At 53.5% G+C, this 21,674-nt stretch carries 23 protein-coding genes and 1 tRNA gene; 2 read left to right on the plus strand and 22 right to left on the minus strand.

The genetic code is table 11. The annotated features are described in order from the left end of the window. Nucleotides 1-46: 46 nt before the first annotated feature. Both D3870_RS10330 and D3870_RS10335 read right to left on the minus strand, forming a co-directional pair. Nucleotides 47-700, minus strand: coding sequence for a 3-oxoacid CoA-transferase subunit B (locus tag D3870_RS10330; RefSeq protein ID WP_119738849.1), 654 nt, complete (start codon nt 698-700; stop codon nt 47-49). 13 nt (nt 701-713) lie between these two features. After that, on the minus strand, nt 714-1,412 hold the full coding sequence (locus D3870_RS10335) for a CoA transferase subunit A (protein ID WP_119738851.1): 699 nt from the start codon (nt 1,410-1,412) through the stop codon (nt 714-716). Nucleotides 1,413-1,623: 211 nt separating this feature from the next. Between D3870_RS10335 and D3870_RS10340 the strand changes: the two genes are divergently transcribed. Next, complete coding sequence (locus D3870_RS10340) at nt 1,624-2,184, plus strand: LuxR C-terminal-related transcriptional regulator (RefSeq protein ID WP_119738853.1); 561 nt, start codon at nt 1,624-1,626, stop codon at nt 2,182-2,184. Nucleotides 2,185-2,201: 17 nt separating this feature from the next. Here D3870_RS10340 and D3870_RS10345 read toward each other — a convergent pair whose 3' ends face one another. After that, the gene (locus D3870_RS10345) at nt 2,202-2,618 is read right to left on the minus strand and encodes an acyl-CoA thioesterase (protein WP_119738855.1); all 417 of its coding nucleotides are present in this window, start codon (nt 2,616-2,618) and stop codon (nt 2,202-2,204) included. A 27-nt stretch (nt 2,619-2,645) separates the two neighbouring features. Then, a complete protein-coding gene (locus D3870_RS10350; RefSeq protein ID WP_119738857.1) occupies nt 2,646-3,422 on the minus strand; it encodes an SDR family oxidoreductase in 777 nt (258 codons plus the stop codon). Nucleotides 3,423-3,588: 166 nt separating this feature from the next. Here D3870_RS10350 and D3870_RS10355 point away from each other — a divergent pair, with 166 nt between their 5' ends. Continuing rightward, on the plus strand, nt 3,589-5,283 hold the full coding sequence (locus D3870_RS10355) for an electron transfer flavoprotein-ubiquinone oxidoreductase (protein ID WP_119738859.1): 1,695 nt from the start codon (nt 3,589-3,591) through the stop codon (nt 5,281-5,283). A 108-nt stretch (nt 5,284-5,391) separates the two neighbouring features. On the opposite strand, the gene D3870_RS10360 is transcribed toward D3870_RS10355, so the two are convergent. The 18 genes from D3870_RS10360 to secG all read right to left on the minus strand — a co-directional run bounded on the left by D3870_RS10360 (nt 5,392) and on the right by secG (nt 21,655). Then, nucleotides 5,392-5,946, minus strand: coding sequence for an NUDIX domain-containing protein (locus D3870_RS10360; protein ID WP_119738860.1), 555 nt, complete (start codon nt 5,944-5,946; stop codon nt 5,392-5,394). 66 nt (nt 5,947-6,012) lie between these two features. Further along, nucleotides 6,013-6,318, minus strand: coding sequence for a DUF2818 family protein (locus D3870_RS10365; protein ID WP_119738862.1), 306 nt, complete (start codon nt 6,316-6,318; stop codon nt 6,013-6,015). Nucleotides 6,319-6,327: 9 nt separating this feature from the next. Continuing rightward, nucleotides 6,328-7,812 (minus strand): NADH-quinone oxidoreductase subunit NuoN, encoded by a 1,485-nt coding sequence (gene nuoN, locus D3870_RS10370; RefSeq protein WP_119738864.1) that lies wholly within the window; start codon nt 7,810-7,812, stop codon nt 6,328-6,330. Between the two features lie 48 nt (nt 7,813-7,860). Further along, complete coding sequence (locus tag D3870_RS10375) at nt 7,861-9,351, minus strand: NADH-quinone oxidoreductase subunit M (protein WP_119738866.1); 1,491 nt, start codon at nt 9,349-9,351, stop codon at nt 7,861-7,863. Between the two features lie 26 nt (nt 9,352-9,377). Next, entirely contained in the window at nt 9,378-11,423 is a 2,046-nt protein-coding gene (nuoL, locus tag D3870_RS10380) for an NADH-quinone oxidoreductase subunit L (RefSeq protein WP_119738868.1), read from the minus strand. A 27-nt stretch (nt 11,424-11,450) separates the two neighbouring features. Then, a complete protein-coding gene (nuoK, locus tag D3870_RS10385; protein ID WP_119738869.1) occupies nt 11,451-11,759 on the minus strand; it encodes an NADH-quinone oxidoreductase subunit NuoK in 309 nt (102 codons plus the stop codon). Between the two features lie 12 nt (nt 11,760-11,771). Continuing rightward, complete coding sequence (locus D3870_RS10390; protein WP_119738871.1) at nt 11,772-12,416, minus strand: NADH-quinone oxidoreductase subunit J; 645 nt, start codon at nt 12,414-12,416, stop codon at nt 11,772-11,774. A 45-nt stretch (nt 12,417-12,461) separates the two neighbouring features. Continuing rightward, complete coding sequence (gene nuoI / locus D3870_RS10395) at nt 12,462-12,950, minus strand: NADH-quinone oxidoreductase subunit NuoI (protein WP_119738873.1); 489 nt, start codon at nt 12,948-12,950, stop codon at nt 12,462-12,464. A gap of 21 nt (nt 12,951-12,971) precedes the next feature. After that, nucleotides 12,972-14,039 (minus strand): NADH-quinone oxidoreductase subunit NuoH, encoded by a 1,068-nt coding sequence (gene nuoH, locus D3870_RS10400; RefSeq protein ID WP_119738875.1) that lies wholly within the window; start codon nt 14,037-14,039, stop codon nt 12,972-12,974. Continuing rightward, nucleotides 14,039-16,378 carry an NADH-quinone oxidoreductase subunit NuoG gene (gene nuoG / locus D3870_RS10405; protein ID WP_119738877.1) on the minus strand — a complete coding sequence of 780 codons (2,340 nt, stop codon included), beginning with the start codon at nt 16,376-16,378 and terminating at the stop codon, nt 14,039-14,041. The genes nuoH and nuoG overlap by 1 nt, the downstream gene beginning before the upstream one ends. Before the next feature lie 84 nt (nt 16,379-16,462). Then, on the minus strand, nt 16,463-17,758 hold the full coding sequence (gene nuoF / locus D3870_RS10410) for an NADH-quinone oxidoreductase subunit NuoF (RefSeq protein ID WP_119738878.1): 1,296 nt from the start codon (nt 17,756-17,758) through the stop codon (nt 16,463-16,465). Then, nucleotides 17,755-18,234 carry an NADH-quinone oxidoreductase subunit NuoE gene (nuoE, locus tag D3870_RS10415; RefSeq protein ID WP_119738880.1) on the minus strand — a complete coding sequence of 160 codons (480 nt, stop codon included), beginning with the start codon at nt 18,232-18,234 and terminating at the stop codon, nt 17,755-17,757. Before nuoE ends, nuoF begins: the two co-directional genes overlap by 4 nt. Before the next feature lie 28 nt (nt 18,235-18,262). After that, nucleotides 18,263-19,516 (minus strand): NADH-quinone oxidoreductase subunit D, encoded by a 1,254-nt coding sequence (locus tag D3870_RS10420; RefSeq protein ID WP_119738882.1) that lies wholly within the window; start codon nt 19,514-19,516, stop codon nt 18,263-18,265. Next, nucleotides 19,516-20,112 (minus strand): NADH-quinone oxidoreductase subunit C, encoded by a 597-nt coding sequence (locus D3870_RS10425; protein WP_119738884.1) that lies wholly within the window; start codon nt 20,110-20,112, stop codon nt 19,516-19,518. Before D3870_RS10425 ends, D3870_RS10420 begins: the two co-directional genes overlap by 1 nt. A gap of 23 nt (nt 20,113-20,135) precedes the next feature. Next, nucleotides 20,136-20,612 carry a NuoB/complex I 20 kDa subunit family protein gene (locus D3870_RS10430; RefSeq protein WP_119738886.1) on the minus strand — a complete coding sequence of 159 codons (477 nt, stop codon included), beginning with the start codon at nt 20,610-20,612 and terminating at the stop codon, nt 20,136-20,138. A 3-nt stretch (nt 20,613-20,615) separates the two neighbouring features. Continuing rightward, nucleotides 20,616-20,975 (minus strand): NADH-quinone oxidoreductase subunit A, encoded by a 360-nt coding sequence (locus D3870_RS10435; protein WP_119738888.1) that lies wholly within the window; start codon nt 20,973-20,975, stop codon nt 20,616-20,618. A 118-nt stretch (nt 20,976-21,093) separates the two neighbouring features. Then, nucleotides 21,094-21,178, minus strand: a tRNA-Leu gene (locus D3870_RS10440). A gap of 84 nt (nt 21,179-21,262) precedes the next feature. Next, nucleotides 21,263-21,655: a preprotein translocase subunit SecG gene (gene secG / locus D3870_RS10445; RefSeq protein ID WP_119738890.1), complete on the minus strand. Its 393-nt coding sequence runs from the start codon at nt 21,653-21,655 to the stop codon at nt 21,263-21,265. Nucleotides 21,656-21,674 lie beyond the last annotated feature (19 nt).

Raw genomic sequence — 21,674 nt, forward strand, 5'->3', positions numbered from 1 at the left:
GTTTCAAGCGCCGTTTTTCATTGACCTTGCAGACTCTGCTATCTATTCAACGAATAGTGCTGACATCCAATTCTGCACCGGTTTTTTCGAGTACTTCTTCTTTCGTCACGCCCGGTGCCAGCTCTACGAGTTTCAGCCCGCCCGCAGCCACGTCGATCACACCCAGATCAGTGATGATGCGATTGACCACGCCAACGCCGGTAAGAGGCAGATCACACTTCTTCAATATCTTGTGCGAGGTCGTGCCATCCTTGGCCTTGGCAACATGCTCCATCAGCACCACCACGCGACCGACGCCGGCGACGAGATCCATTGCGCCGCCCATGCCCTTCACCATCTTGCCGGGAATCATCCAGTTGGCGAGATCGCCTGTTTCACTGACTTGCATCGCGCCGAGGATGGCAATGTTGATCTTGCCGCCGCGAATCATTGCAAATGAATCCGCAGAGCTGAAAAACGATGAACCGCGCAATGCCGTCACTGTCTGCTTGCCGGCATTGATCAAATCCGGATCCACTTCGTCGTCGGTCGGGAACGGTCCGATGCCGAGCAGGCCGTTTTCCGACTGCAGCCACACTTCAATGTCGTTCGGCACATAGTTGGCGACCAGCGTCGGCAGCCCAATGCCCAGGTTCACATAGAAGCCGTCTTGCAATTCCTTCGCTGCACGCGCAGCCATTTCATCACGAGTCCATGCCATGTTCGCTCTCCCCTTACTTTGCACGCGTGGTGCGTTGTTCAATACGCTTTTCCGGCGTCGCATTCACCACGATGCGATGCACGAAAATGCCCGGGGTATGGACATCGTCCGGATCGATTTCGCCTACCTCGACCAGTTTTTCGACTTCGACGACAGTGATCTTGCCGGCCATCGCGACATTCGGATTGAAGTTGCGCGCGGTCTTGCGATACACGAGGTTGCCGGACTTGTCCGCCATGTAGGCCTTGACCAGGGAAACATCCGCCACCAGCGAACGCTCCATCACATACCGCTGCCCGTCGAATTCGCGCACCTCCTTGCCATCAGCGACGATGGTGCCGACACCGGTCTTGGTGAAGAAGGCCGGGATGCCCGCACCACCGGCGCGCAGCTTTTCGGCGAGCGTTCCCTGCGGCGTGAATTCAAGCTCCAGCTCTCCAGCGAGATACTGGCGCTCGAATTCCTTGTTCTCGCCGACGTACGAGGAAATCATCTTGCTGATCTGGCGCGTCGTTAGCAACTGGCCGAGGCCGAAACCATCGACACCGGCATTGTTCGAAATCGCGGTCAGATTCCTGGCACCGGAATCACGCAGCGCCTCGATCAGCGCTTCCGGAATGCCGCACAGACCAAAGCCGCCAACGGCGATCGTCTGTCCGTCCTTGACAATGCCGGCCAGCGCGCTGGCAGCGTCGGGATAAACCTTGTTCATACCAACCCCTCTTCTCGTGGAAAGTGCCCTTCAAAGGGCTTATTTAACGTGACCGCCAGCATATGATGGTGGACTAGCGCATGCAATACAGTAAAAATACGCACTGCGATCCAATCGTCTGGAAATTCAGAAAACGGCTGGCGGTTCGCCAGCCTGCGAGCTCCCTGACAACAATACGAATCTTATACCCATAAAGCGGCGCCCCGACTCCATGAGCGCACCACCAATCATCGACTACGAGACAATCTTCCTGCGCGCGCCGGTTGGCATGTGTGTTTCCCGGAATCGCGTCATCCATGCGTGCAACGACGCATTGGCCGCGATGTTCGGGTACGCCGCAGGCGAACTGGTCGGGCAATCCTTGCTCGTCCTGTATCCGACCATGGACGAATTCGAACGCACGGGTGCCCGCATCGTGCCGATCATGAACGCCAAGGGGCATTATTCAGACGAACGGATCATGAAACGCGCCAACCAGGATCTATTCTGGTGCCATGTCACCGGTTGCGCCTTGATCCACAACGATCCTCATGCCGCGGGCATTTGGACTTTTGAGGATCTGAGTTCGAAACGCCCGGTAACGGCGGTGCTGACCCCGCGCGAACGGGAAATCGCCGCGTTGCTGGTCGAAGGCAAGACCAGTAAATTGATAGCGCGGCAAATTGGTTTGAGCCCGCGCACAGTGGAAATGCACCGGGCCAAGCTGATGAAGAAATTTGCCGCGGCCACATCGGGCGAACTGGTACACCGACTGGTCGGCGTCACCGGCTGAAAACGTCCAGCTGTCTGCTACGTCTCCGCCGAGGCCAGCAAGCTGCGAAGCCAGTCAGGCATCGGCATGGATTTTTCCGACGGGAAATTCACCCACACAACTTTGGCACCGCCCTGTGCCGCAATGATGTCCGGTTGGTCAAGCCGCCGTATCTCCTGAATTGTTTCGAAACTGGAACGCCCCGGCGGACCGACATAGGTCAGCACCTCGATTTCTCCCGGATATTTCAACTGCCGAATGAAGGTGCAATGTGCATTGATGATGACCGGACCATCACCGCCGGGATCGGGATCGCAACCGACCTCGGTGAACCATTCGATCCGCGCCTGTTCAAGGTAGCGAAAATAGGTTGCATTGTTCACGTGTCCCATCGCATCCATGTCGCCCCAACGAATGGACATCCGTGCGGAATGAACGAGTCTTTTGCTTGTCATGGTGGATATCGTCTGACGCGTTTGCCGCTACTGTACGCTCAGGCCGTCGTCTGCAGTGACGATCGAACCGTTGATGAAACGGGATTCGTCAACGGCCAGCAACAGGAGCAAGCCATCCAGGTCCTCAGGCTTGCCGACGCGTTTGCGCGGAAGCATATTGATCAACGCACTGCCCTGCTCGCTTTCGAAATGTTCCGCATTGATTTCCGTACCGATGTAGCCAGGGCAGATCGCGTTCACGTTGATGCCATATCTTCCCCACTCCACTGCCATCGATTTCGTCATATGCACTACTGCAGCCTTGCTCATGCAATAGATGCCGATCTGGGGCAGCACGCGCAAGCCTGCGACCGAGGCGATGTTGATGATGCGGTGCTGCTTTTTCGGATCACCCTTGGCACGCGCGATCATGCGCTTCGCGACTTCCTGCGCGACGAAAAATGCGCCGCGCTGGTTGGTATCCATGACAAATGCATAGTCTTCAGGAGTCACATCGACCAGCCGTTGCGTTGTCGATACGCCGGAGTTATTGACCAGGATATCGATCGGCCCCGCTTCGGTCTCGGCATGCGCAATGGCAGACTTGATACTCGCATAGTCAGTGACGTCCAGCGCCACCACATGCGCCGCCCCGCCATTGGCTTCGATTTCGGCACGCAACTCCTTGAGTCGCTCAACGCGGCGTGAAGCAAGCACGACCTGAGCGCCGGCCTGCGCCAATACCTTGGCGAACCGTGCGCCCAGTCCGCTTGACGCCCCTGTCACAAGTGCGATCTTCCCCTCTAGGTTGAATTCGATACCCATGCAATTCTCCTTGTTCTATCGGCTGTCCCTCCGCCTTCTGCAACCCGACGGTGGCGCTATCATTACATGAAAGGCAAGGGATTAGAGTGCCCTATCTAGTATTCTGCCGCAAAATCCACGACAATTAGCACACTCGTTCGATAATTTTAATTTACGGTGGAGAGACATGACGTCAAGTCAGAACCAGAGCATCCTGGAACAATATGGCCCCCGCGATTCGATGGAATATGACGTCGTGATCGTCGGCGGCGGCCCGGGTGGCCTTGCCACCGCAATTCACCTGAAGCAATTGGCTGCGGACCGCGGGATGGATATTTCAGTGTGCCTGCTTGAAAAGGGCTCGGAACCTGGCGCACACATCCTGTCGGGGGCCGTAATGGATCCGCGCGCCATTACAGAGCTGTTCCCGAACTGGAAGGAACTTGGCGCGCCACTGAACCAGCCAGTAACCGGCGACGACGTGCTTTTTCTCTCCGAGACAGGTGCAACGCGAACACCTGATTGGCTGGTTCCGCGCAATTTCCACAATGATGGCTGCTACGTCATCTCATTGAGCAATGTCGTCAAGTGGATGGCGCAACAGGCAGAAAGTCTTGGCGTTGAAATCTTCCCGGGCTTCGCGGCAGCCGAAGTGCTGTACGACGAACAGGGTCGAGTCAAGGGTGTAGCCACGGGCAACATGGGCATTGGCAAAGATGGGCAACCCACCGACCACTTCCAGCTCGGAATGGAGCTGTTGGGCAAATACACGATTTTTGCCGAAGGTGCTCGCGGCCATTTGGGCAAAGAGCTGATCGCAAAGTTCAAGCTCACCGACGGTAAAGACCCGCAGAGCTATGCCATCGGCATCAAGGAGTTGTGGGAGATCGATCCAGCCAAAGCCAGACCCGGTCTGGTTGTCCATACTGCTGGCTGGCCAATGACTGACGACACCTTTGGCGGCGGATTCCTCTATCACCTGGAAGACAACAAGGTCACGCTGGGTTTTGTCATCGGACTGGATTACCAAAATCCCTACATGAGCCCTTTCGAGGAGATGCAGCGTTGGAAGACGCACCCCTCTATCCGGGCGCATATCGAGGGTGGCAAGCGGATCGGCTACGGCGCGCGTGCGATCAACAACGGCACGCCGCAAGCGCTGCCCAAGACGGTGTTCCCCGGCGGGGCATTGGTAGGCTGCGACGCCGGCTTTCTGAATGCCGCACGCATCAAGGGTAGTCATGCTGCAATCAAATCCGGCATGATGTGCGCCGAGGCACTGGCAGATGCGCTCAAGGCTGGCCGCGCCCAAGACGAACTGGCGGCCTTCCCTGCAGCTTTCGAAAAGAGCTGGCTGAAAGAGGAGCTTGACCAGACGCGCAACTTCAAACTCTGGTTCAAGAAGGGCAAGTTGGTAGGCAATCTGATGACCGGCATCGAGCAATGGCTGCTGCCCAAGCTCGGCGTGCAAAGCCCCCCGTGGACTCTGCATGCCGTCAAGCCCGATCATGCGTACCTGAAGCCGGCAAGCCAATGCCCAAAGATCGATTACCCCAAGCCCGATGGCAAGCTTAGCTTCGACCGCCTGTCCTCTGTATTCATCAGCAACACCAACCATGAGGAAAACCAGCCGGCTCATCTCACCCTCAAGGATGAAGCAGTGCCCGTGGCGGTCAACCTAGTTACCTACGCAGGTCCCGAAAGTCGCTACTGCCCGGCCGGTGTGTACGAATTCGTTAAAACGGATGCCGGAGAAGATCGCCTGCAAATCAATGCCCAAAACTGCGTGCATTGCAAAACCTGCGATATCAAGGATCCAACCCAGAATATCGTATGGGTGACGCCGGAAGGCGGCGGCGGACCGAACTATTCAGGCATGTAGAAAAAAAGCCGCAATTGCGGCTTTTTTTACACCTGTTCCCTCTACAAAGGTCCGCTGACGGCCCCGGTCATCAAGATGATGCGGAGTTCGGCAAGGGTTCCTTTGGAACTAAAGCGGCCATTGTTCGTTTAGCATCTTGTCCAGCCAAAATGCGCCAATCACGGTTTTCACATCCGTAATCTTTCCTTCTCGGACCCACGCCAGCATTTCAGGAGCCGATGCCTTGAACGTTTCGAGGAATTCCCCATCGTCAAGTTGACGCTCACCTGCGATCAGACCACGCGCAAGAAAAATATCGAGATGCTCATTGGAATATGCGATTGCATTATGTATGGTGCAAACAAATTTCCAATCCGCCGCGATATATCCGGTTTCTTCCTGCAATTCGCGCTTTGCACAAACCAAAGGATCTTCGTCAGGATCGATTTTTCCAGCTGGAAATTCAATGAAGACCTGATCCAGTGGATAGCGGAATTGCCGCTCCAAAAGCACGGATCCATCGTCGAACAGAGGCAGAATGACAACTGCGCCGGGATGCTTGACGTATTCTCGTGTAGCACTTTTTCCGTCAGGCAGCTTTACCGTGTCGCTTTGGATTTTCAGAAAATGGCCGTTATACGTCTCGATGCTATCGACCTGTGTTTCCCTTAAATGCTTGTCCATGCATCAAATCCTGTCGAAATATGAGTTCAATCCGCCAGCCCAAGCTCCGCATGCATATCCGCTCAATCAACCATGTCGCTTGCGCAAATAGCGGAATACATAGCCCGGAAACGCAAATACAATAAAGAGACAGGCAGTGATCGCATAGAATTCCCAACGCTGTGGAAACACGTTACCGGCATGCGCTTCAAGCAAATAAGCGATACCGCGAATCACCGCGTATAGAACAAGCAGCTCAACCAGGCGCAACCAGAACGGTTTTGTCAAATGAGACAAAGGAATCACCGCAAACATCCGCTCATTCAGAAACGGCAAGTTTGCGGCAATCAGCGCCAGCAAAATCACGAACCAGCTTGAAAGGGAAACATCCACTTGAATAGGTTATCCGGCCAGCGTCTTGACGATCGACGTGGCGCAAATTGCCATCAACGGCCCCGGCAATATACCGAGCGCAAGAATGGCAAGGCCGTTGACACTAAGGGCCACGCTCATGTCTTTGCTGGTCGCGATAGGCGTCGTGTCGACTGCATCGTCGAAATACATGACTTTGACTACACGCAGATAATAGAAAGCGCCGATCAGAGACAACAGCACGGAGAATACTGCGAGCCAGACTTGGCCTGTACCCAACACGGCTTGCAACACCGACAGCTTGGCGTAGAAACCGGCAGTCGGCGGAATACCGGTCAACGAGAACATCAAGATAAGCATGACGAAGGCGAACCATGGACTACGTTGATTCAGCCCTTTGAAATCATCAATATTCTCGGCTTCGAATCCTGCACGCGCCAGCAACATGATCACGCCGAATGTCGCTAGTGTCGTCAATACATAGGTGATCGAATAGAACAGTGCGGAGCTGTATGCGTTCGCCGCAGAGTTGGCATTTCCATTGACAACGCCAGACAACAGACCAAGCAGCATGAAGCCCATTTGCGCAATGGTCGAGTACGCCAGCATGCGCTTCAGATTCGTTTGCGCAATCGCAGTGATATTGCCAATTACCATCGACAATACCGCCATGATGGTCAGCATCTGCTGCCAGTCGATTGCAAGCGGCAGCAAACCTTCCACCAACAGCCGAATGCAGATTGCGAAGGCGGCCAGTTTCGGCGCACCTCCCAGCAACAAGGTGACAGCTGTCGGTGCGCCCTGATACACGTCAGGCACCCACATGTGAAATGGCACGACGCCAAGCTTGAAGGCAAGACCCGAAACCAGAAAAACCACACCGAAAACAAGTATTGTCTTGTTAACCGTCCCCGACGCTGTGACTTTCGCAACTTCACTCAAGTCGAGCGAGCCGGTAGCGCCATACAGCATCGACATGCCATAGAGAAGAAAGCCCGACGACAATGCGCCGAGAATGAAGTACTTCATTGCTGCCTCGGTAGAAACCGCATTGCTGCGACGCAGCGCCACCAAGGCATACAAGGATAACGACATCAGTTCGAGGCCAAGGTAAATAATCAGAAAGTTATTCCCCGAAATCATGACCATTTGCCCCAGCAACGAGAACAACGCGAGAACATAGAACTCGCCGCCCAAGGTACCTCCCAGCATGCCACGGTCAGTGGCGTACTGACGAGAATAGATCAATGTCAATGCAACAGCGACATACGAAAAGACTTTTAGCAGACTCGACATCGGATCCGACACGAACATATTGCTGAAAGTGTAGACCGTTGTCCCGTTGTTCATATCCGCAAGACTCAACGCAGTACAGACAGCCAGCGTGGCAAGCGTCAGCAAATAGGTAATATTCCTTTTCGCATCGGCAAGAAACATGTCAATCAACAAGATTGCGGACGCGGCGACCAGCAGGAAGATTTCAGGATAGGTCGGTGCAAGATTTATATTGTTCATGTCGTCGTCGCTAATGAGCGCTCAGCTGTGCGTTCGCTATGTGTCTCTTCAATTGATCTTTGAAATGGCAGCATGCTTGAGCAAATCAGCCACTGAAGTCTGCATCAGATCGGTGAATGGTGCCGGATATACGCCCATTGCAATAACGGCAATAGCCAGTAATCCGAGCATGAAAAATTCGCGATTGCTCAAATCCTGCAGTTGCGCCACATGCTCATTGCCAACCGTACCAAAGATCACCCGCTTTACCAGCCACAACGAATACGCCGCTCCAAAAATGAGTGCGGTTGCTGCAAGCAGGCCGATCCAGAAATCGAACTTGACGGCACCAAGAATCACCATGAATTCGCCAACGAACCCGGATGTCGCCGGCAATCCGCAATTAGCCAATGAGAACAGAACAAAGAAGGTTGCAAACTTCGGCATCGTATTCACGACGCCACCGTAGTCTGCTATCTCACGGGAATGCATCCGATCATACAAAACACCAATGCAAAGGAACATCGCCCCCGACACAAACCCGTGGGAGATCATTTGTATGATTCCGCCCTGCATCGCCATGTCATTGAAGACAAAGAAACCGAGCGTCACAAAGCCCATGTGCGCGATGGAGGAATATGCCACCAGTTTTTTCATATCTGCCTGAACCAATGCAACCAAGCCAATATAGATCACGGCAATCAGTGACAAGGTAATGATGAATCCCGATAGCGCATGACTTGCATCGGGTGTAATCGGCAACGAGAATCGCAGAAAGCCGTACGCGCCAAGCTTCAGCATGATCGCTGCCAGCACAACAGACCCGCCGGTTGGTGCCTCGACGTGAGCATCAGGCAGCCAGGTATGCACCGGCCACATCGGCACCTTGACAGAAAAGGCCATCAGGAACGCAAGGAAAATCAGGATCTGCTCATTCAACGCCAATGGCAATTTATGCCATGTCGGAATATCGAAGCTTCCGCCGGATTTGAAATACAGATACAAAATTGCAACCAGCGTCAGCAACGAGCCAAGCAAGGTATAGAGAAAGAACTTCACCGCGGCGTATACGCGGTTTGCACCGCCCCACACGCCGATGATGATGAACATCGGTATCAGCGTCGCCTCAAAAAACACATAAAACAGCAGTCCATCCAGCGCACAGAACACACCGATCATCAAGCCGGAAAGGATCAGAAACGCGCCCATGTACTGGGCAACACGCTTTTCAATCACTTCCCAGCCGGCGATCACGACAATAATCGTGATGAATGCAGTCAGCAGGATGAACCATACCGAGATGCCATCAATCCCGAGGAAGTAGTTGACATTGAAGCGCTCGATCCAGCCTGCCTTTTCAACAAATTGAAAACCGTGCGCCGCCTTGTCAAAGTTCTGAACCAGAGGCAGTGTTACCAAAAAGCTGGCGATCGAACCGACCAATGACACGCTTCTGACCAAGCCAGGATTTTCATCACGTCCGATTGCGAGAACAAGCAGGCCAAATACGATCGGCAACCAGATCGCAAGGCTCAGATAAGGAACAGTTGACTGCATCATGTTTGTATTGGTTTTACTTGGCCAACTTATTTGGCAAACGAGGGGAAAGGCATGAAATAGATCAGGAAGCCCAAGACACCGATAATCATCACGAACGCATAGTGATAGATATAGCCGGATTGAAAATGGCGTACCACAGTTGAGAACCAACCCACCATCTTGGCACTGCCATTGACGATCAGACCATCAATCAGCGTTCTATCGCCGACTTTCCAGAGCCCCCCCCCCAGCAATCGCGCGCCACCGGCAAAGACAACTTCATTGATCCTGTCCATGTAATATTTTTGGTCGAGCAGCGTATAAATCGCGTGGAATTTGCTGTAGAACCAAGCTGGGACTTTCGGATTGACGAGATAGCAGTAATACGCCGAGACTACACCGGCCAAGGCAAGCATAAACGGCAAGGAGGTAAATCCATGCAGAGCCATCGCCACCGCACCATGGAAGTGGTGAGCCAACTCTGTCATGGCAGGATGCGACTCGCCCACAAAGATCGCGCCTTTGAAGAAATCGCCATGCAGCATTGGGCCAATGGTCAGGAAACCGATCACCACTGATGGGATCGCCAGCAAAATCAGCGGGACGGTAACAACCCACGGGGCTTCATGCGGCTTTTCGCCCGGCGCCAGTCCATGATGCTGCTCATCGCTGTGTTCGTCATGGCTGTGATCCTGATGTTCGTCGTGCGGTTTGCCAAAACGCTCCTCTCCGTGGAATACCAGGAAATACATGCGGAACGAATAAAAAGCGGTGACAAATACACCGGCCAAGACGGCAAAATTGGCGAATCCCGCGCCCGGCAAGTGAGTCTGGTGCACTGCCTCGATAATGCTGTCCTTCGAGTAGAAGCCGGAAAAGAATGGCGTGCCGATCAATGCGAGCGAACCCAGTAATGACGTGATCCAGGTAATCGGCATGTATTTGCGCAAGCCGCCCATGTTCCGAATATCCTGATCGTGATGCATGCCGATGATCACTGCACCTGCCGCCAGGAACAGCAAGGCCTTGAAGAAGGCGTGAGTCATCAAGTGAAACACGCCGATCGAATATGCGGAAGCACCCAATGCAACTGTCATATAGCCAAGCTGAGACAGGGTGGAATACGCCACTACGCGCTTGATGTCATTCTGAATGATGCCAAGGAAGCCCATGAACAGGGCAGTGATGGAACCGATGACAAGCACGAACGACAAGGCAGTGTCGGACAACTCGAAGAGAGGTGACATGCGGGCGACCATGAAAATACCTGCTGTCACCATTGTCGCGGCGTGGATCAGTGCAGAGATCGGTGTCGGACCTTCCATTGAGTCAGGCAACCACACATGCAGTGGAAACTGGGCCGATTTACCCATCGCCCCGATAAACAGGCAGATGCAGGCAACCGTCAGCAACATCCAATTCGAGCCGGGCAACAGCAGCGTGGCAAGCTGGTCCTTCCGGGCGAACACTTCCCCGTAATTCATGGAGCCGGCATATGCCAACAGCAAGCCGATTCCGAGAATGAAGCCGAAGTCGCCGACACGATTGACCAAAAATGCTTTCATGTTGGCGAAGATCGCGGTCGGTCGTGTGTACCAGAAACCAATCAACAAATAGGAAACCAGCCCGACTGCTTCCCAGCCAAAGAACAGCTGCAGGAAGTTATTGCTCATTACCAGCATGAGCATCGAGAAGGTAAAGAGCGAAATGTAGGAGAAAAAGCGGTTGTAACCCTCATCGTCGGCCATGTAGCCGATGGTATAAATGTGCACCATCAGTGACACAAAGGTCACTACGCACATCATCATCGCGGTAAGGCTGTCAACCAGGAAGCCGATTTCGAGCTTGATGCCGCCAACGTTCATCCACTCGTAGAGAGTGCCGTTATAGGTTGCGCCATCCATGACCGCCAGCAGTGTTTGGCACGAAATGATGAAGGCGATCAGCACCCCCAGTATCGTTACCGAATGTGACGCAGTGCGGCCGACCTTGTTGCCAAAGAACTTTGTACCAAACAGCCCTGCGATTGCAGAGCCCACCAGTGGTGCAAGTGGCACAGCCAAGAGAAGGTTAGGGTTGAGTTGCCCCGCCATAGTGGACCTTAACGTTATTTTTTGTAGTTAACCCTTGAGACTGTCGAGATCTTCGACATTGATGGTGTCCAGATTACGGAACAAAACCACCAGAATGGCGAGACCGATTGCGGATTCCGCAGCAGCCACAGTAAGGATGAAGAAAACGAAAATCTGCCCGGCAGCATCCCCCAGGTAATGGGAAAACGCGACGAAATTCATGTTGACAGCCAACAGCATCAATTCGATTGCCATCAACAAGATGATGATGTTCTTCCGGTTCAGAAAAATACCGACCACTGAAATGGCGAACAGGATTGCGCCGAGAATCAGATAATGTGCGAGCGACAGGACCACGTATGCTCTCCCTTATTTTTGCTCCGCTGTCGATGCAGCGGATGTTGCGTTGCCATTTGCCCGCTCGGACTCGGCCCTCATGCTGACAATGCGAATGCGGTCATTGCGTTTGACCTTGACGGCGGCGGCCGGATCAAAATACTTGATGTCCTTGCGGCGGCGCAGAGTCAGCGCGACAGCAGCAACAATCGCGACCAGCAACACGACAGCAGCGATCTCAAATGCGAACACATACTGCGTATAGATCAGCTTGCCCAGTTCCTTGGTATTGCCGATATTCGCAGACGCTGCCGGAATCTGCGCGTCGAGTGCCCAGAATCCGTGCAACAGCACGGCCGCCATCTCAAGTACGATGACTACCCCGATTGTCGCCGCAAGAGGGAAATACCCCCAGAATCCCTCACGCATCTTGTCAATATTAATATCCAGCATCATGACGACAAACAGGAACAGCACCATTACCGCTCCAACATAAACCAGTACCAGCACGATGGCGAGGAACTCGGCCTTCAGCAATAACCAGATGGCAGCCGCTGAAAAGAACGACAGCACCAGAAACAGTGCGGCATGGACCGGATTGCGATCCGTGATTACACGCGTTGCGGCGAGAACAAGAATCACCGAGAACGCGTAGAACAAGGCAGTTTTAAATTCCATAATGGACCATTAAAGACGACTGGCTGCGGACTGGATTTGGCAGAATTAGCGATACGGTGCATCAGCGGCGCGCGCAGCCGCGATTTCCTTCTCATAGCGATCGCCTACAGCCAGCAACATCTCCTTGGTGTAGTAAAGATCACCACGTTTTTCACCGTGATATTCCAGAGTATTCGTCTCGACAATCGAATCGACAGGACACGATTCCTCGCAAAACCCACAAAAAATACATTTGGTCAAATCGATGTCGTAGCGCGTCGTACGGCGAGTCCCATCATCGCGCTGCTCGGATTCGATGGTAATGGCCAATGCCGGGCAAACTGCCTCGCACAATTTGCAGGCAATGCAACGCTCTTCCCCATTCGGATAGCGACGCAGTGCATGCAGACCGCGGAAACGTGGCGACAGCGGAGTCTTTTCTTCCGGGAATTGCACTGTGATCTTGCGCGCGAACATGTACCGGCCGGTCAACGCAAGACCTTTGAGCAGCTCTCGGAGCATCAAGCTGCCGAAGAAATCTTTAATGGCTTCCATTTGCTATAAGCCTCTTTAACTTTACTTCCAAATATTCCAAGGTGTCTGAATCCAGATGGCCACGATCAGCAGATAGGCCAGCGTAAGCGGAATAAACACTTTCCAGCCCAAGCGCATGATCTGGTCATATCGATAGCGCGGGAACGAAGCACGCGCCCAGATAAACAACGACACAACAAAGAACGTCTTGATTCCCAGCCAGATCCAGCCCGGGATCCAATCAAGGAAAGCCACCGGCGCAGCCCAACCGCCAAGGAACATCAAGGACGCCAAGGCGGATATCAGAATCATGTTGGCGTACTCCGCGAGGAAGAACATCGCGAACGACATGCCGGAATACTCCACCATATGGCCAGCCACAATTTCCGACTCCCCCTCTACAACGTCGAACGGATGACGATTCGTTTCGGCAATTCCGGAGATGACGTAGATCACAAAAATTGGCAGCAAGGGCAGCCAATTCCACGACAGGAAAGTCAGGCCTATGCTCGCGAAATGGCCTGTATTTTGTGCCATGACGATATCCGTGAGATTGAGGCTGCCCGATACCATCAGCACAATCACCAGAGCGAAACCCATCGCGATTTCATAAGAAACCATCTGAGCCGATGCGCGCATCGCTCCCAGAAATGCATATTTCGAGTTCGACGCCCAACCGGCAATGATCACGCCATAGACTTCCATCGAGGTGATCGCCATCACGAACAGCAAGCCGGCATTGACATTGGCCAGCACCCGGTCGGGTCCGAAAGGCACGACAGCCCACGCCGCAAGTGCTGGCATGATCGTCATGATCGGAGCGATAACGAACAAGGCTTTGTTGGCGCGCGCCGGTATAACAATTTCCTTCAGCAGCAACTTCAATGCATCGGCAACCGGCTGCAGCAAGCCGGCTGGACCCACGCGATTCGGCCCGAGACGAATATGCATCCAACCAATCATCTTGCGTTCCCACAGCGTCAGGTATGCAACGCACCCCATCAATGGCAACACGACGGCGACAATCTTTACCAGATTCCAGACCAGTGGCCAGAGAAAACCGAACCAGCTTTGTCCGGTTGCATGTATCGTCGCAAACATTTGGTCCATCATGCTTTCTCCACACTGATTGGACCAAACATCGCGCCCAGGCTTGCTGTCGAAGCATGAGCTGCCGCCAGGCGAACCACATTCTCAGGCAATTGGCTATCGACAGCAGCGATCAGGATCGCCTTGCCCTGCCCTTGTGACACGCTTACTGAAACGCCGTCAGCGACGCCAAGCCTTTCCGCCAAGACTGAGGACATCCAGACTTTCGGTGCCTGCGCATCGACTGTCTGCTGCAAGGCATCTGCACGTCGGACAATGGCATCGCTGGCGTAGATTGGAACGTCCGCAAGGCGTTCCAAGGCGCCGTCGTTCGCAATCATCGAAACCGCCTGCGGGTGAATATCGACAATGTTGTTCAAATGGCCGGTGAGATCGAAATCCGTGATGGATTGGGTGCCAAGCACTTCGTTGCGAATGGCTTCCGAGGTTTCGAAATCAAAACCTTCCAAGCCAAGCAGATTTCCAAGCACGCGAAGCACTTTCCACGCGGGACGCGTTTCAGCCAAGGGCTTGACGCTGCCGTTAAAGCTCTGAATGCGTCCCTCTGCATTAACAAACGTGCCGGAAGTCTCCGAGAATGGCGCGATCGGCAACAAGACATCCGCGTAATCCAACCCGTGTTTGAAAGGTGAAAGCGCTACTACCATCTCGGCCTGATCGAGGGCAGCGCGTGCTACCGCCGGATTGAACGTATCCAACTCCGGTTCCGCATGGAGCAAAAGGTATGCTTTGCGAGGTTGAGCAAATGCCGCCAACGCATTGGCACCCGTATGGGGAATTGCATTCGCCATATAACCGCCGACCGCATTCGCGCCTTCGGTGAGATAACCGAACTTGGCATCCGTGTTCTGCGCAATCCATTGAGCAGCAGCATGCAGCTGCGATGCCTGTGGATGCCGGGCTGCAGCATTACCGAGCAAAACAGCTTTGGTACCACCGGAAAGCAGATTTGCCGCGACCTGCCCGGCTTCCACAGATGGTTCGATGTGTTCAAAGCCTGCCGGCACCGACATCCCTTTTGCCCGCGCCACGGCAACTATCACTTGCGCCAGGACAGACAACCATGTGGATGGCGCTTGAATCATCTTGCCGGCAAGCGGCATCAACAAATCGTCATCTGCGCCATGCAAGACACTGACCTTGGCCCCGCGCTTCACTGCCTGTCGCAAGCGCGCAGCCAGCAATGGTTGTTCTTTGCGCAGGAAGGAGCCGATTACGAACACCTGTTTCAGCTGCGAAAACTCCCGAACCGACATGCCCAACCACGGCGTTATCTTGCCGTCGAGTGCAAAGTCGGATTGACGCAAGCGAAAATCGATATTGTCGGAACCAAGACCTCGCACCATTTTCTGCAGAAGCACAAGCTCTTCCAATGTGGAATATGGAGTGGCGAGTGCAGCAATTGCATCTGCGCCATGCTCATGGCGGATATTCTTCAAACCGTGCGCAACATATTCGAGGGCGGTCTGCCAATCGGTTTCCTGCCATTGACCGCCCTGCTTGATCATCGGCGTGGTCAAGCGAGCATCGCTGTTCAGCCCTTCGTAGGAAAACCGGTCACGATCCGACAGCCAGCACTCGTTGACCGCTTCATTCTCCAGCGGCAGTACTCGCATTACCTTGCCAGCCTTGACCTGTACAATCAAATTCGACCCAAGACTGTCATGCGGGCTTACTGATTTGCGACGCGACAATTCCCATGTCCGGGCACTGTAACGGAAGGGTTTCGATGTCAGCGCTCCTACCGGACACAGGTCGATCATATTCCCCGAAAGCTCGGAATTGACCGTCTTGTCGACGAATGTGGTGATCTCCGAATGCTCGCCGCGATTGAGCATCCCGAATTCCATGACGCCGGCAATCTCCTGGCCAAATCGGACACAACGGGTGCAATGGATGCAGCGGCTCATTTCGTTCATCGAAATGAGCGGACCAGCATCCTTGGGAGGCACAACGCGCTTTTCCTCTTCATAACGAGACGACGATGGGCCGTAACCAACAGCGAGGTCCTGTAGTTGGCATTCCCCTCCCTGGTCGCAGATCGGGCAATCGAGAGGATGGTTAATCAGCAGGAATTCCATCACCCCTTTTTGCGCCTTCACTGCCTTCTCACTATTGGAGCGCACCACCATGCCAGCTGTTACTGGTGTGGCACAAGCAGGAAGAGGTTTCGGAGCCTTCTCGACTTCAACCAGGCACATACGGCAGTTGGCCGCAATGGATAGCTTCTTGTGGTAGCAAAAATGCGGAATATAGGTGCCGAGCTTGTTGGCAGCGTCCATCACCATGCTGCCTTCCTGCACTTCGACTTTTTTGCCGTCTATTTCGATTTCAACCATGGCTTCTTGCCCAAGTATTTGTAGGGTGCGTCGGGCGCACCGTTTAAAAGCTGCTTGCAGTGCGCGCCTTGCACCGCAATTCCATCAGACGTACGCCGGCACGATACAGCGCTTGTGTTTGATGTGATGCTCAAACTCTTCACGGAAATTCTTGATCATGGCACGCACCGGCATCGCGGCAGCGTCTCCCAACGCGCAAATCGTGCGGCCCTGAATGTTGTCCGCGATCGAGTTCAGCATGTCCAGATCATCCTCGCGACCTTGCCCGTGTTCAATTCTATGAACCATCCGATACAGCCAGCCCGTGCCTTCACGGCATGGCGTGCACTGGCCACAGGATTCTTCGAAGTAGAAGTACGACAAACGCAGCAAGGATTTGACCATGCAGCGAGTTTCATCCATCACGATCACTGCACCGGATCCAAGCATTGAGCCGGCCTTTGCGATCGAGTCGTAATCCATATCGGTCGCCATCATCACATCACCGGTAAGCACCGGCATCGATGAACCGCCCGGGATCACAGCTTTGATCTTTTTACCATCGCGCATACCGCCGGCCAGTTCTAGCAGCTTGGCAAATGGAGTTCCAAGTGGAACTTCATAATTGCCAGGTTTCGCGACGTCACCCGACATCGAAAAAATCTTGGTACCACCGTTATTCGGTTTTCCAAGCGCGGCATAGGCCTCACCACCCATGCGCATCACAAAGGGAACAGCGGCGAAAGTTTCTGTGTTATTGATGGTAGTCGGCTTGCCGTACAAACCATAGCTGGCCGGGAATGGCGGTTTGAAGCGCGGCTGCCCTTTCTTTCCTTCCAGCGACTCCAGCAGTGCGGTTTCTTCACCGCAGATATACGCACCGTAACCATGGAACGCATGCAACTGGAAATTAAAGTCACTGCCCATGATCCTGTCACCAAGGAAACCAGCAGCACGAGCCTCTTCCAGCGCTTGTTCAAAGCGATCGTACTCTGCCCAGACTTCGCCGTGGATATAGTTGTACCCGACAGTGATACCCATCGCATACGCACCGATTGCCATGCCTTCGATCAGCGCGTGCGGGTTGTAGCGAATGATGTCTCGGTCCTTGAACGTGCCTGGCTCGCCTTCATCCGTATTACAGACCAGATATTTTTGACCGGGGAACTGACGCGGCATGAAACTCCATTTCAAGCCAGTCGGAAAACCCGCACCGCCACGACCACGCAAGGATGACGCCTTCAGTTCCGCGATGACTTGTTCGGGCGTGATTTTTTCATTCAGAATCCGCTTAAGCGCTTCATAGCCGCCACGCTTGACGTAGTCTGCCAAATGCCAATTGCTGCCATCAAGGTCCGCAAGAATCAGAGGATTGATGTGCCGATCATGCAGACAAGTCATTTCTTCAACTCCTCTACCAGCGCATCCACTTTTTCGTTAGACATGAAGCTGCACATTCGCTTGTTGTTGACCAACATGACCGGCGCATCACCACAGGCTCCCATGCATTCACCTTCAATCAAGGTAAATTGACCATCCGACGTGGTTTCCTTGTAATCAATTCCAAGCTTTTGCTTCAGGTAGTGAGCAGCTTTTTCCCCACCGGATAGCACGCACGGCAGATTAGTGCAAACAGAAATCTTGTACTTTCCGACCGGCTTCGTGTTGTACATGTTGTAGAAAGTCGCGACCTCTTGCACCGCAATAGCGGTCATGCCGAGATAATCTGCCACATCCTGCAATACCTCTGGAGCCAGCCAGCCCTTCTCATCCTGAGCAATGGCAAGTGCTGCCATCACGGCGGATTGCTTTTGGTCTGCGGGGAATTTCGCGAGTTCGCGATCGATCTTCTTGTAAGCCTGCTCTGATAACAGCATTGTTTATGCCTCAAATATCAACACGCACTTAGCGATCAATCTCGCCAAACACGATATCCTGCGTGCCGATGATTGTTACGGCATCAGCGATCATGTGACCTTTCGCCATTTCATCCAGCCCTTGCAAATGCGGGAAACCTGGCGCACGAATCTTCACCCGATAGGGTTTGTTGGCCCCATCCGAAATCAGATAGATGCCAAACTCGCCCTTCGGATGTTCGACTGCTGCGTAAGCTTCGCCCGGCGGCACATGGAATCCTTCGGAAAAGAGCTTGAAGTGGTGGATCAGCTCTTCCATGTTCGACTTCATGTTCACTCGTGAAGGCGGTGCGATTTTATGGTTGTCTGTCATGACAGGACCGGGATTGTTACGCAGCCATTCGATGCATTGCTTGATGATGCGGTTTGACTGACGCATTTCCTCGACTCGAACCAAATAACGGTCGTAGCAATCACCATTCACGCCAACCGGAATATCGAAGTCGAGCAAATCGTAGACTTCATATGGCTGCTTCTTGCGCAAGTCCCATTCAATCCCGGAACCACGCAGCATCGGCCCGGTAAAGCCCATTGCCTTTGCACGCTCCGGGGAAACAACTCCGATTCCGACAAGGCGCTGTTTCCAGATACGGTTATCAGTCAACAGCGTCTCATATTCATCGACATAGGTCGGGAAGCGATTGGTGAAATCTTCAATGAAGTCGAGCAACGACCCCTGCCGATTCTCATTGAGCTGCCTGATTGCCTTTTCGCTGCGCACCGATGATGCCTTGTATTGCGGCATTGAATCCGGCAAATCCCGATAAACGCCACCAGGACGGTAGTATGCTGCATGCATGCGCGCACCGGAAACCGCCTCATAGCAATCCATCAAATCTTCACGCTCACGGAATGCATAGAGAAACACCGCCATCGCACCCACGTCCAATCCATGCGCCCCGATCCACAAGAGGTGATTCAAGATACGGGTAATTTCATCGAACATCACCCGGATGTATTGAGCGCGCAGGGGCACTTCCAATCCAAGCAATTTCTCGATCGCCAATACATAGCCGTGCTCGTTGCACATCATCGACACATAGTCGAGACGGTCCATGTACGGCACGGATTGGAGATAGGTTTTTTGTTCGGCCAGCTTCTCGGTTGCACGATGCAGAAGGCCTATGTGCGGGTCGGCACGCTGGATAACTTCGCCATCAAGTTCCAAAACGAGACGCAGCACACCATGTGCAGCCGGATGCTGCGGGCCAAAGTTAAGCGTGTAGTTCTTTATCTCAGCCATTATTTCATCCCGTACTGTTCTTCACGAATCACACGTGGCGTGATTTCGCGCGGCTCGATTGTTACGGGCTGATAAATCACTCGTCTTTGCTCAGGGTCGTACCGCATCTCGACATATCCTGACACCGGAAAATCCTTGCGGAATGGATGACCGATGAAACCGTAGTCGGTCAAGATACGACGCAAGTCGTTGTGACCTTTAAACAAAATGCCAAAAAAATCGAACGCCTCACGCTCATACCAGTTAGCAGCCGGCCAGATATCCGTTACGGAAGCCACCACAGGAATCTCGTCATCCGGCGCAAAAACACGAACCCGCAGACGCCAGTTGTGCTCGATTGAAAGCAGATGAGAAACGACCGCAAAGCGCGAACCTTCCCAAGCACCATCGGCATAGGTCGAATAATCAACCCCGCACAAATCAATCAACTCTTCGAAACGAAAATCACCGTGATCGCGCAATACACGCATCGCTGAAAGGTAATCGGCCGAAGTCACCACGACAGTCACTTCGTCCAATGCGATCACCAAGCTCTGAATGTAATCGCCAAGCACATTGCGAAGTGCCGCTTCAAGGTTTGCAAGTTTTGTCGTCATATTCTCTTTACCAATCCGCCCAATCAGCGCGCGATGGTATTGGTACGCCGGATCTTGGTCTGCAATTGCATGATTCCGTACAACAGCGCCTCAGCGGTAGGCGGGCACCCCGGCACGTAGACATCAACGGGAACAATCCGATCGCAACCACGCACAACGGAATAGGAGTAGTGATAATAGCCGCCGCCATTGGCGCATGAGCCCATCGAGATCACCCAGCGAGGCTCGGCCATCTGGTCGTACACCTTGCGCAAAGCCGGAGCCATTTTATTGCACAATGTGCCGGCAACAATCATCACATCCGACTGACGCGGAGATGGGCGAAAAACGATACCGAAGCGATCCAGGTCATAACGTGCTGCGCCGGCATGCATCATCTCGACTGCGCAGCAGGCCAAACCAAACGTCATAGGCCACAGCGAACCGGTACGCGTCCAATTGATCAACTTGTCTGCCGTCGTGGTAATAAAACCTTCGTTCAATACGCCTTCAATTGACATGAATCACTCCCAATCCAGGGCACCTTTTTTCCAGATATACCAAAAACCAACAACGAACTCGGCAATGAATACCAACATCGTTATGAATCCCATCCACCCCAGATCGCGCATTGCGACGCCCCACGGGAAGAAAAAAGCCGTTTCCAGATCGAACAGGATAAATAAAATGGCGACAAGGTAGTAGCGCACGTCGAACTTCATCCGGGCATCCTCAAACGCCTCGAAACCGCACTCATACGGCGAAAGCTTTTCAACGTCCGGCTTGTGCGGAGCAAGGATGCGCCCAAGGACCTGAGGCACGACACCCACCCCTATACCGACAAGAATGAATAGAAGGATGGGGAAATAGTTTTCGAGGTTCACGGTTAAGCGCAGATATGTTGAACGGTTAGCCGCATGATTTGCAAAACAGACGCAAACCAAACGACAGCCCTCGATAAAAAGCCAGCTTAGGCAAACCCCTTGCTGGCTTTCTTCTTGTTGGTGCCGACGGCGAGACTCGAACTCGCACAGCTTTCGCCACTACCCCCTCAAGATAGCGTGTCTACCAATTTCACCACGTCGGCTGAAGATCTCTATTTTACTCTCTTTTAGTGCTTCTTTTCAACGAGCAATTTCACAAAAGAAGAGCGAAACGGAAGAAAGCACTATCACTTCGGAATCTGATTTGCCTGTCCTGCATTTTCAGCTGGCACTCCCGCAGAAGGAACTGCGGTCGAAGCACTATCAGCCGCAGGCGCACTCGTCGCAGGAAGAGCCGGAGCAGCAGGGAGACCCTCCATGACGCCACCACTGGCAGGAACATTCTTGCCCCCGACAAACGCCAGTGCCAACGTGGCACAAAAAAAGATGGCAGCCGCAATTGCCGTTGACTTCGACAAGAAGTTTGACGAACCGGTTGCCCCAAACAAGCTACCCGATGCCCCCGATCCGAATGCCGCCCCCATATCCGCACCTTTCCCATGCTGCAGAAGAACGAGGCCGATAATCGCCAGCGCAGACAGCACTTGAATCACGACGATGAGAGTGAACAAAGTATTCATTACGCAAGTTCCAATCTAA

It is taken from the genome of Noviherbaspirillum cavernae (genome assembly GCF_003590875.1).
GTDB lineage: Bacteria > Pseudomonadota > Gammaproteobacteria > Burkholderiales > Burkholderiaceae_D > Noviherbaspirillum > Noviherbaspirillum cavernae.

Bases quoted from the DNA above. Each gene is read 5' to 3' on its own strand.
- D3870_RS10330 (WP_119738849.1), bottom strand. From the start codon at position 700: ATGGCATGGACTCGTGATGAAATGGCTGCGCGTGCAGCGAAGGAATTG.
- D3870_RS10335 (WP_119738851.1), bottom strand. From the start codon at position 1,412: ATGAACAAGGTTTATCCCGACGCTGCCAGCGCGCTGGCCGGCATTGTC.
- D3870_RS10340 (WP_119738853.1), top strand. From the start codon at position 1,624: ATGAGCGCACCACCAATCATCGACTACGAGACAATCTTCCTGCGCGCG.
- D3870_RS10345 (WP_119738855.1), bottom strand. From the start codon at position 2,618: ATGACAAGCAAAAGACTCGTTCATTCCGCACGGATGTCCATTCGTTGG.
- D3870_RS10350 (WP_119738857.1), bottom strand. From the start codon at position 3,422: ATGGGTATCGAATTCAACCTAGAGGGGAAGATCGCACTTGTGACAGGG.
- D3870_RS10355 (WP_119738859.1), top strand. From the start codon at position 3,589: ATGACGTCAAGTCAGAACCAGAGCATCCTGGAACAATATGGCCCCCGC.
- D3870_RS10360 (WP_119738860.1), bottom strand. From the start codon at position 5,946: ATGGACAAGCATTTAAGGGAAACACAGGTCGATAGCATCGAGACGTAT.
- nuoN (WP_119738864.1), bottom strand. From the start codon at position 7,812: ATGAACAATATAAATCTTGCACCGACCTATCCTGAAATCTTCCTGCTG.
- D3870_RS10375 (WP_119738866.1), bottom strand. From the start codon at position 9,351: ATGATGCAGTCAACTGTTCCTTATCTGAGCCTTGCGATCTGGTTGCCG.
- nuoL (WP_119738868.1), bottom strand. From the start codon at position 11,423: ATGGCGGGGCAACTCAACCCTAACCTTCTCTTGGCTGTGCCACTTGCA.
- D3870_RS10390 (WP_119738871.1), bottom strand. From the start codon at position 12,416: ATGGAATTTAAAACTGCCTTGTTCTACGCGTTCTCGGTGATTCTTGTT.
- nuoI (WP_119738873.1), bottom strand. From the start codon at position 12,950: ATGGAAGCCATTAAAGATTTCTTCGGCAGCTTGATGCTCCGAGAGCTG.
- nuoH (WP_119738875.1), bottom strand. From the start codon at position 14,039: ATGGACCAAATGTTTGCGACGATACATGCAACCGGACAAAGCTGGTTC.
- nuoG (WP_119738877.1), bottom strand. From the start codon at position 16,378: ATGGTTGAAATCGAAATAGACGGCAAAAAAGTCGAAGTGCAGGAAGGC.
- nuoF (WP_119738878.1), bottom strand. From the start codon at position 17,758: ATGACTTGTCTGCATGATCGGCACATCAATCCTCTGATTCTTGCGGAC.
- nuoE (WP_119738880.1), bottom strand. From the start codon at position 18,234: ATGCTGTTATCAGAGCAGGCTTACAAGAAGATCGATCGCGAACTCGCG.
- D3870_RS10420 (WP_119738882.1), bottom strand. From the start codon at position 19,516: ATGGCTGAGATAAAGAACTACACGCTTAACTTTGGCCCGCAGCATCCG.
- D3870_RS10425 (WP_119738884.1), bottom strand. From the start codon at position 20,112: ATGACGACAAAACTTGCAAACCTTGAAGCGGCACTTCGCAATGTGCTT.
- D3870_RS10430 (WP_119738886.1), bottom strand. From the start codon at position 20,612: ATGTCAATTGAAGGCGTATTGAACGAAGGTTTTATTACCACGACGGCA.
- secG (WP_119738890.1), bottom strand. From the start codon at position 21,655: ATGAATACTTTGTTCACTCTCATCGTCGTGATTCAAGTGCTGTCTGCG.